This window comes from Kitasatospora sp. NPDC015121 (assembly GCF_055562955.1).
This window is the reverse complement of record NZ_JBVHEH010000079.1, coordinates 1-6,535: the sequence shown is the minus strand read 5'-3', so window position 1 is coordinate 6,535 and position 6,535 is coordinate 1. Positions and strand designations below refer to the sequence as shown.

1 protein-coding gene is annotated in these 6,535 nt (G+C 62.6%); it reads right to left on the bottom strand.

The window, feature by feature from the left end; genetic code table 11:
- A partial coding sequence (locus ACZ3J7_RS40710) for an amino acid adenylation domain-containing protein (protein ID WP_465628447.1) occupies positions 1–6,490 on the bottom strand: 6,490 nt, incomplete at its 3' end.
- Positions 6,491–6,535 lie beyond the last annotated feature (45 nt).

Below are 6,535 nucleotides of genomic sequence, written 5' to 3'. Positions count from 1 at the left end.
CACCAGCAAACCGACCATCCAACACATCCACCAACGTCAAACCCCCCACAGCCACCCCCACACCATCCCAACCACCCACCACCAACCCACGCTCGCCGGCGACAAACACGTCGACCTCGCCGATCGGCGTATCCGCGTTCGCTGCGAAGGCGGCAAGGATCAGCGACATCCGCTGCGCAATGGTGTCGACCGCGGCGCGGTCGAGTGCCGCGGGCTGATACCGCAGGCTCACCTGCAGCGCGGGTTCCGCGACCGTCAGCACGGTGAGTGGGTAATGCGTGGCGTCCCGGGCAGTCACAGCGGTGACGCGCATACCGGCTATATCGGTGTTCCCGTCCATCCCCGAGGTATCGATCGGATACGACTCGAAGACCGACAGTGTGTCGAATAGATTGCCTGTCCCTACGACAGATTGAATCGCGCCGAGTCCGACATGGTGATGATCGAGCAGAGCTGTCTGTTCGCCTTGTAGTCGAGCGAGCAGCTGCGCACAGGTCTCGTCCGGATCCAGTTGCACGCGGACAGGCAATGTGTTGATCAGCAGCCCCATCATGTCTTCCACACCAGGCAATTCAGGTGAACGGCCCGAGACTGTGACGCCGAAGACGACGTCGTCGCGGGAAAGCATTCGAGACAGCAGGACACCCCACGCGGCTTGGATCACCGTGTTCATCGTGATCCCACTCCGCTGGACCAGCGCACCAAGTCCCTCGAGCACCGAATCGGGTAGATCGACGGCGACTTCTTCGGGCACCAGTTGCTCCGCGATCGGCGCCGAAGCCGCCAACAACGTCGGCTCGTCGACGCCTTCCATGGCGTCCGCCCATACCGCGAGCGAGGTCTCGATGTCGCGGTGCACCAACCATTCCAGATAGGTGCGGTATGACGGAGTCTCGGGAAGATCGGCCGGGGCTCTGTCGACCGGGAGACCGTCGGCCGCGTATCGCGTCAGCAGTTCGCGAACCAACAACGGCATCGACCAACCGTCGAGAACGATGTGATGGTTTGTCACCACCAACACGCACCTCGTCGGCGAGGTTCGCAGCAGCGTCAGCCGAAGCAGTGGCGGCGAGGCGAGGTCGAAGGGTGCACTGCGATCCTCGTCGAGGAGGCGCTCCAGATCTGCTTCGGTTGCCGATCCTCGATCACTCAGATCGACCTCGGTCCACGGAATCACTGCATCGTCGACAATCAACTGCACCGGTAGGCCGTTCACGTCGTACACGAACGCGGCGCACAGATTCGGGTGGTTTGCGAGTAGTCCAGCAGCAGCGCCGCGTAAACGCTCGGAATCAACCGCTCCTTCGAGTTCGATGCACAACTGCGCTGTGTAGACGTCCGTCGACGTGGCCGCCAGTGAGGCATGGAACATCAGCCCGGCTTGAAGGGGTGACACCGACCAGACATCGCGCAATCCGGGGAAGTCGTTCTCCCAGCGTTCGATCTGCTGTTGGTCCACCGAGACCAGGGGAATGTCCGACGGCGTCAGACCGCCCGCATCAGGTCGCGACGCGTGCGCGGTGAGTCCGTCGAGTGCACGACGCCACAGTTCCGCGAATTCCGCGATGTCCGACGCGTCGAGCACTCCGCGGGGAAAGGTGAAAGATGCTGTCAGGCAGGGCCCGTCGACATGGTCCTCAACCGCGGCGTTGATGTCGATCACGGACGCCACCGGCATGGAACGATTCTGGGTTCCGCCGAGCTTTCGATTGTCCTCCACCGGCAGCCAGTCCTGTGCTCCGTCAGAGGAGCTGATCCGGCCCAGATAGTTGAAACTGATCTGAGGAGAACGGAATCGACCGAGTGTGTCCCTCTCGCCAGACAGGTACCGCAACATCCCGAATCCGATTCCACGATCGGGGATCGCACGCACGTACTCTTTGACAGCTTTGAGAGCCCGTCCGGCGTCGGCGCCACCTGCCAGTGCGTCGTCGACGTCGATTCCGCCGAGATCCACATGCACCGGGTAGAGCGTGGTGAACCAACCAACGGTGCGAGCGAGGTCTGCGCCAGGAACCGCACCCTCCTCGCGGCCGTGTCCTTCGAGAGTGATCAGGGCGGCAGCGGTATCCATACCTCGGCGTCGTCGCCACCCGATCGAGGCCAACGCGACAGCGGTGAGGAGTCCGTCGTTCACGCCGGTGTGGAATGCCGCAGGAACCGTGGTGAGAAGGTTCCTGGTCACCGAAGGCGAGATGTCCACTGTGACGGTGTCGACCGTGTCATAGACGTCGATCGTGGGATCGAGTGGGCGCGAACCGATCAGTGGGTCATCGCCGTTCAGGATCGTTGTCCACACCTCCCGTTCTGCGCTCCGGTCACCCACGTGCTCGACAAGCCCATGCGCCCATCGCCGGAACGACGTTCCGATCGGTGGTAGTTCAGGCGTGACACCGGCCTGGAGTTGCGCTGTCACCGACGCCAGGTCGGTGACCAGAATGCGCCACGAGACGCCGTCGACAACCAGGTGATGAATCACCAGAAGTAATCGGCCCTGCTGGTTCGACAAGTCAGGTTTGTCGGCCAGGTCGAACCAGATCACGCGCACCATGTCAGCGGCGGCGGGATCCAAGCTGTCGGCAGCGGCCTCGAGTTCTCCCGACGCCAAGGCCCGGAAACCTTCGTCGTCGACCGAATCGACAGCTACTCGGTGGATCAGTCCCTCGGCCGAGATCGAGCCGGGTGGTAGGACTTCCATGACCTGCTCACGCTCGACCAGGCGAGCACGGAGCATGTCGTGCCGATCCAGCATCACTTGAACGCCCCGGACAAGGAGGTCCTGGGTGAGATCAGCGGGAGCGGTCAGCAAGAGCGCCTGGGTGAACCGGTTCAGCTCACCCCCCTCGAGGCCGCCGCTGCTGCGGTCGAGCATCCACTGCGCCACCGGCGTCAGTGGGAGGGTGCCGATACCGGCTCCGGGCAGCTCCGCGAGCGCATCAGGCCCGTCCTGCTCCACGTGCGCCGACTCGGCAAGTTCGGCAACAGATTTGTGGTCGAATACATCTCGCGGCGAGATGATCACACCAGCATCGCGAGCGCGGGCCACCAATTGGATGGACATGATGCTGTCTCCACCGAGTTCGAAGAAGGAATCATGCACTCCCACGGTGTCGAGGCCGAGAACCTGCGCGAACAGAGCGGCAAGAAGATTCTCGGTTTCCGTTCGCGGTGGCCGGTCGGGTGTGGCCGCGGACGAGAAATCGGGTGCGGGAAGCGCTGCGCGGTCCAGTTTTCCGTGAACCGTCAGCGGAAGTGCGTCGAGCACCACCACCGCCGCAGGCACCATGTACGACGGCAGTCGCGTGCCTGCATGCGCGAGGACGTCTCGCGGATCGACACTCACCCCGCGATCGGGAACCACGTAGCCGATCAACCGATCGCTGCCGTCGCCGTTCCAGACGCCCGTCACCGCCTGGGCCACGCGTGGGTGCGTCTGCAATGCCACCTCGACTTCCCCGAGTTCGATGCGGAACCCACGGACCTTCACTTGGGCGTCGGTGCGCCCGAGATACTCCAGCTGCCGGTCGGGCGTCCACCGCACGCGATCGCCCGTGCGATAGATCCGCGTTCCCGGCGCACCGAAGGGATCTGCGACAAACTGCGCGGCGGTCAGCGCGGATCGCCGGTGATAGCCGCGAGCGAGAGCCGGCCCGGCAAGATACAACTCCCCCGCGACACCTACCGGTACCGCTCGCAGACGCGAGTCCAGCACTACCTCGCTGAATCCGCGAGTAGGTGCGCCGATGGTGACCGGGTCGTTAGGAGCCAGTGCCGCACTGATACTCGACACCACAGTTGCCTCGGTAGGACCATAGGCGTTGAACATCTGTCTGCCCGGCGCCCAGCGGGCCACCAATTCCGGCGGGCACGCCTCCCCACCTGTCACGACACAACCGACAGTGGTGAGACCGTCTGGGTCGACGGACGCCAAAGCCGCCGGAGTCACAAAACAGTGGGTGACCCGCTCGCGCTCCAGTAGCGCCGCCAGCTCCGACCCGCCGTAGACAGTCGGTGGCACGATCACCATCGTGGCTCCAGCACCAACGGCCAGCACGAGTTCGAGAACCGACGCGTCGAAACTCGGCGAGGCGAAGTGCAGGGTTCTTGCTTCGGTGGTGGTAGCGAATGTCTCGCGCTCCTGGAGAGCAAAGTCGCTCAACCCGCGGTGTGTGACTGTCACGCCCTTCGGCGTTCCTGTAGATCCGGAGGTATAGATCAGATAGGCCGGATTGTCGATTCGAATCCGTGCCCGCCGATCCGCGTCGGTGACTTTCGATGGGGAGTACGCCCACAGCCGTTCCTCGAAACCGGCATCGTCGAGAACCAGCCACGGCACGAGGTCGGACAATGCTGCGTGGTGAGCTCGAGACGTTATCCCCCACGCTGCACCGGAGTCGCGCAGCATGTACTCGATACGTGCAGCAGGATGTCCTGGGTCCACCGGAAGGAATGCCGCACCGGTCTTGGCAATGGACCACACCGCCAGAACGGACTCGACAGAGCGTGGAAGACACAACGCCACCACCGATTCGGGACCCACTCCCGATTCGATCAGCAGGCGGGCCAATCGGTTCGACTGTGCGTCGAGTTCGAGATATGTCACTTCACGTTCCTCGAACACCAGCGCGACGGCGCCGGGATCCTGGGCGGTCGCCTTATCTGTTGCTGCAGTGAGCACATCCGGAAGGCTCTGAACAGCGGTGGAAATCACACCTCGCACGGGTATCAGTTCGACCGACTCACGGGCGGAGAGAATCTCGATATCTCCGATCCGCGATTGCGGATCCGTGGTGACGCGCTCGAGAATCCGTTGCAGGCGGTCGACGAAGCCCCTTACTGTCTCATTGTCGAAAATATCTGTGGCATAACCGAATTCGGCGCAAATACCGTCCGGTTCACCGGCGTCGTCGACATTCTGGGCCACCGTCAACTGCAGATCGAAGTTGATGGTGTCGATCTCGACACCCATGTCGGTCACCTGCAACTCGGGGAGTTCCAGGGTAGGTCGCTCGATGTCCTGGAACTCCAACATGACTTGAAACAGGGGCGAGTATGCCGTCGAACGTGAAGGATTCACGATCTCGACGACTCGTTCGAACGGCACGTCCGCATGGGTGTAGGCGCTCAGATCTACGTTTCGGACCTGGTCGAGGAACTCCCCGAATGTCGCGCCGCGGTCCACTGCAGTGCGCAAGACCAAGGTGTTGACGAACATACCCACCAGGTCGTCGAGTTCGCGCTCCCCACGTCCGGCGATGGGAGTTCCGACGGTTATGTCGTCCTCATCACTGAGCCTCGCCAGCAGCACTGCCAAGGCTGCGTGCACAACCATGAAGACCGTGGCGTTGTGTGTGCGCGACAGGGCAACCACACCGGCATGAATCTCCGGGCTGAAGTCGAACCGAATCCGTCCGCGTCGGAGCGAACGCACGTCACCGCGCGGTCGATCAGTCGAAATGTCGAGAACCTCCGGTGTGCCCGCAAGATTCTCGGCCCAATAGATGAGCTGTTTCGAGATCGAGGACCGAGAGTCGGATTCGGAGCCCAACCAACCACGTTGCCACAACGCGTAGTCGGCGTACTGGATCGCGAGCGGCGCCCACCGAGGTGCCTCACCGTTCACACGGGAGGAGTATGCGCTCATGAGATCTCGGGCCAGCGGTACCGTCGAGAATCCGTCGGCGGCGATGTGGTGAATCACGATCACCAGGACATGCGAGTGGGCCTGGTCATCTCGCCGCAACAAGGTGGCGCGCATCGGGACCTGTTGCGTGACGTCGAAACCAACCGAAGCGATCTGCCGGCAACGCTCGCGCAGGTCTTCGCCTCCCTGTACAAGTATCGGTGCGAGATCCGATACCACCTGTGAGGTGGACATGATCACTTGACGCGGTCCGTTGTCCGTGAGAGGAAAAACAGTGCGCAAAGACTCGTGCCGCTCGACGACGTCGACAAATGCAGCGCGAAGCGCACTCACATTCAGTGCGCCGTCGAGCCTCAACGCGCACGTGACGTTGTATGCGGCGGATTCGGGGGCGAACTGATTCGCAAACCACATTCGCTCCTGCGCCGGTGAAAGTGGGATATCCGTCGTCGTACCCCGCGGCGTCAACGCTGGCTTCGCTCCTTCTCCGCCGCTGATATCACCTCCATTGTCCCCTCCGCGGCTCTGCGCCAACTCCGCCAGCGCTGCAACGGTCGAAGCATCGAAGACGTCGCGGATGTTGATCCGTTCGCCGAGAACAGAATTCACTCGCGCAACCAACCTGGCCGCACTGAGAGAGTTCCCACCAAGAGCAAAAAAGTCGTCGTACACGCCCACCGTGGACGTTCCCAGCAGATCATCGAAGATTGCGGCAACCGTCTCCTCGACCGGCGTTCGCGGCGCGACATACTGCAGCGATTGAGGTTCGAAGTTGATGTCCGGGAGGGCTTTACGATCCAACTTCCCATGCACCGTCACCGGAAACTCCCCCAACACCACCACCACCGACGGCACCATGAACCCCGGAAGAGACCTCCGCACCCCCGCCAA